The organism is Nocardioides sp. (assembly GCF_035429765.1).
Lineage (GTDB): Bacteria > Actinomycetota > Actinomycetes > Propionibacteriales > Nocardioidaceae > Nocardioides.
Map to the genome: position 1 here is coordinate 1 of NZ_DAOMFK010000263.1, position 3,410 is coordinate 3,410.

The window sequence follows — 3,410 nt, forward strand, 5'->3', positions numbered from 1 at the left end:
CCGTGCACCGAAGTACCTCGCGAGGAGGAGGTCGGGCCCGGCCCTGGCGACGGCGCCGCCGAGGACGCGGCGGGCGACGCGGGCTGCGAGCGGCCCGGACGCCCCGAGGGGGTCGGCTTGGGCGAGAGCGTGCGGCCCGGTGAGATCTGGTGGACCGCCGCCGGACTCGAGCCCGCGCGGGTCGGCGCAGCCCGCAGCTCGGTCCCGCCCTGCACCTCCTGGCCGGCGCGCGAGATGACCGTCCACACGAGGGTGGAGCCGACGAGCACGACTGCCAGCCAGGCGGTCACGGCCAGCACGGCGGAGCGCGGCAGTCTCACGGCGTCCTCTTCTCGGTCGATGTCTCAGCCCGGTCACAGCGCGGGCGGCGTAGCCTCCCGGCATGACCAGCATTCTCGTCGTCGAGGACGAGTCGTCGATCCGCGACGCGGTGCGACGCGGCCTGACCGAGAGAGGGTACGCCGTCGCCACGGCGCCGACCGGTCTGGCCGGGCTCGAGCACGTCCTCGCCGAGGAGCCGCAGGTGGTCCTCCTCGACCTGGGCCTGCCCGACGTCAGCGGGCTGACGCTGATCACCATGATCCGGGCGGCCAGCGAGGTGCCGATCATCGTCATCACCGCGCAGGACGACGACCCGACGATGGTGCGCGCCCTGGACAGCGGCGCCGACGACTACGTCGTCAAGCCGTTCGGCACCGACCAGGTCGCGGCCCGGATCCGGGCCGTGCTGCGGCGTACCGGCCGGGCGGCCGAGCCCAGCGACCCGATCAAGGTGGGGGACCTGGTGATCGACGAGCGGACCCGCACCGCCACGCTGGCCGGCGAGCGGCTGGACCTGGCCCGCAAGGAGTTCGACCTGCTGCTCGCACTGGCCCAGCGTCGCGGCGAGGTCGTCACCAAGCGCGAGCTGCTCGCGGAGGTCTGGCAGCAGGCGTACGGCGGCACCGACCGCACCGTGGACGTGCACCTGTCCTGGCTGCGCCGCAAGCTGGGGGAGACCGCCGCGGCGCCCCGCTACCTGATCAGCGTGCGGGGTGTGGGCGTCCGGCTGGTCGAGCCCGGAACCGGCTGATGCGGCGCCGGATCTCATGGCTGGTCCTGGCCACCACGTCGACCGTGGTGGTCTCGTTCGTGATCCCGCTGTGCCTGCTGGTGCGCAACCTGGCGGAGGAGCGGGCGATGGCTGCCGCCGACCAGGAGGCGCGCAACGCCGCCACCGTGGTGGCCGGGCTGCAGGGCCGGCCCGAGGAGATGTCCGAGGTGCTCAGCCGGCTGGACCAGCGCGGCTTCCCCAGCACCGGGGTGCTCGCGCCGGACGGGACCACGATCGGCGCGGCCGAGGGGATGGCCGCCGACCCCGAGGTGCAGCAGGTGGCGCGGACGGGGGCCGGGGTCCGGGTGGTCGACCGCGCCGGCGGCCGGGTGCTGGTCCCCGTGGTGGTGGAGGACGCCCGGGGGCAGGTGGCGACCGCGGTGGTGCGCAGTGCGGTGACCGTGTCCGACCTGCGGCTGGGGGTGGCCCGGGCCTGGGCGAGCATCATCGGGCTGGGCCTGGCCCTGCTGCTGCTCGCGCTGCTGATGGCCAGCCGGCTCGGACGCCGGATCAGCCAGCCGCTCCTGGCCGTCGCCGGTGTGGCGCACCAGCTGCGCGAGGGCGACCTGCAGGCCCGGGCGGTGGTCACCGGCACCGAGGAGACCGAGGAGCTGGCGCGCGCCCTCAACGGCCTGGCCGAGCGCACCGGCGAGCTCCTGGTCGCCGAACGGGCCGCGGTCGGGGACCTGTCCCACCGGCTGCGGACCCCGGTGACCGCGCTGCGGCTGGACGCCGAGGCGGTCACCGACCCCGAGCTGGCCGCCCGGCTGCAGGAGCACATCGCCACGCTGCAGGCCACGATCGACTCGATCGTGGCCGAGGCACGGCGGCCGGTGCGCAGCGCTCTCGCGTCGAGCTGCGACGCCACCGCCGCCGTCCGTGGCCGGGTCGCCTTCTGGACGGTGCTCGCCGAGGACCAGGGCCGGCCGATGCGGGTCCGCCTGCCCGAGGGCAGCGTCCCGGTGCCGCTCGCGGCCGACGACCTCACCGACCTGGTCGACGTGCTCGTGGACAACGTCTTCGCCCACACCCCCGACGGCACACCGTTCGCGGTGTGGCTGACCGTGCACGGGGACCGGGCCTCGCTGGTGGTCGCCGACGAGGGTCCGGGGGTGGCCGCCGGACGCACCCCGCGGCCGGGCAGCACGGGACTCGGCCTCGACATCGTCCGGCGTACGGCGAACGCCTGCGGCGGCGAGCTCCTGGTCGGGGCAGCCCTGGCCGACGGGACAGGCACCCGGGTCGAGGTCAGCCTGCCCCTGGTCGCGACCTGAGCACGCGCTCACGGGCCGCGGCCTCAGTCGTCGTCGGGCTCGTCCTCGCCGCCACCGTCGTCGTCACCGTGGTCGTCGCCATGGTCCTCGCCGTCGTCGTCACCGTGGTCGTCGCCCGGCTCGGTCTCCTCCTCGCCGGCCTCGTCGCCGGAGCCGCCTGCACTCGAGTGGTGCGTCCCAGACGTGGAGTCCGACGACCCGCCCGACCCGCTCGAGGACGACCCGGTCGAGGCCGGCCCGGGCAGGACCACGGTCTGGACCACCTCGGTCACGCAGGCGCCGTGGTCGAGCACCGCAGGCGCCTTGCACGGGGCCCACTCGAAGTGGGTGCGGGGCTTGATCGTGGGGGCGACCGGGGTCGCGTCCTCCTCGCTCACCTGCTGGCTGACCGGGGCGAGCGTGGGCTCGTCGGCCGCCGCGAGCTGGTAGGCCGCAGCCGCACCGCCCAGCCCCAGGAAGGCTGCGCCGGCGGCAATGAGGGTCGTGGTGGTCTTCATGTCGGGGATGATTGTCCACCGGTCGCTATGGGCGTGTGGTGGAAACCTCAAGACTTCCTCAAGGGAGTCCATGAGGTGCTCTTAACGGCAATATGAGGACGCCTTGCCGACGGCCCGGGCACTCTTGTCGCCATGCGCTACTCCGCCGTCGTTCGAGACCGGTACCGCCTGGCGGTCGCCGCGGTGTCCGGCCTGGTCACCGTCGGCACCCTCTCCGCCACCGGGCTGATCGCCGGCGCCGCAGCCTCCGAGCACCACGCGGACCTCGCCGCCAAGGCGGCCGAGCAGCGCGCCGAGCGGCTCGCCTACCGCCAGGCCGTGCGCGAGCACCGGGCCCTGGTCAAGGCCTCCAAGCAGTACGCCGCGGCGCTGGGCAGCGACCCCCAGGTCGTGGTCCGCGAGCGGCCCCGGGTCACCCGGGTGACCACGCAGTACCTCTCGTCCGGCGGCTCGACCTCGGTCGGCACGGGCGGCAGCGTCACCGGTGGGTACACCGGTGGCTCCACAGGGGGCACCACCGGCGGTTCCGGCTCCAGCTCGGGTGGG

The 3,410-nt window shown here is 74.8% G+C and carries 4 protein-coding genes and 1 pseudogene; 3 read left to right on the plus strand and 2 right to left on the minus strand.

The genetic code is table 11. The features are described from left to right. Positions 1-320: pseudogene (locus PLP61_RS15825) on the minus strand (hypothetical protein); the annotation flags it as partial. Between the two features lie 62 nt (positions 321-382). Here PLP61_RS15825 and PLP61_RS15830 point away from each other — a divergent pair. Both PLP61_RS15830 and PLP61_RS15835 read left to right on the plus strand, forming a co-directional pair. After that, positions 383-1,072, plus strand: coding sequence for a response regulator transcription factor (locus PLP61_RS15830; RefSeq protein ID WP_324503718.1), 690 nt, complete (start codon positions 383-385; stop codon positions 1,070-1,072). Next, complete coding sequence (locus PLP61_RS15835; RefSeq protein ID WP_324503719.1) at positions 1,072-2,367, plus strand: sensor histidine kinase; 1,296 nt, start codon at positions 1,072-1,074, stop codon at positions 2,365-2,367. Before PLP61_RS15830 ends, PLP61_RS15835 begins: the two co-directional genes overlap by 1 nt. Before the next feature lie 23 nt (positions 2,368-2,390). Here PLP61_RS15835 and PLP61_RS15840 read toward each other — a convergent pair whose 3' ends face one another. Continuing rightward, a complete protein-coding gene (locus PLP61_RS15840) occupies positions 2,391-2,864 on the minus strand; it encodes a hypothetical protein (RefSeq protein WP_324503721.1) in 474 nt (157 codons plus the stop codon). Between the two features lie 132 nt (positions 2,865-2,996). On the opposite strand from PLP61_RS15840, the gene PLP61_RS15845 reads away from it, so the two are divergent. Further along, on the plus strand, positions 2,997-3,410 hold a 414-nt coding region (locus PLP61_RS15845), incomplete at its 3' end, for a hypothetical protein (protein ID WP_324503723.1).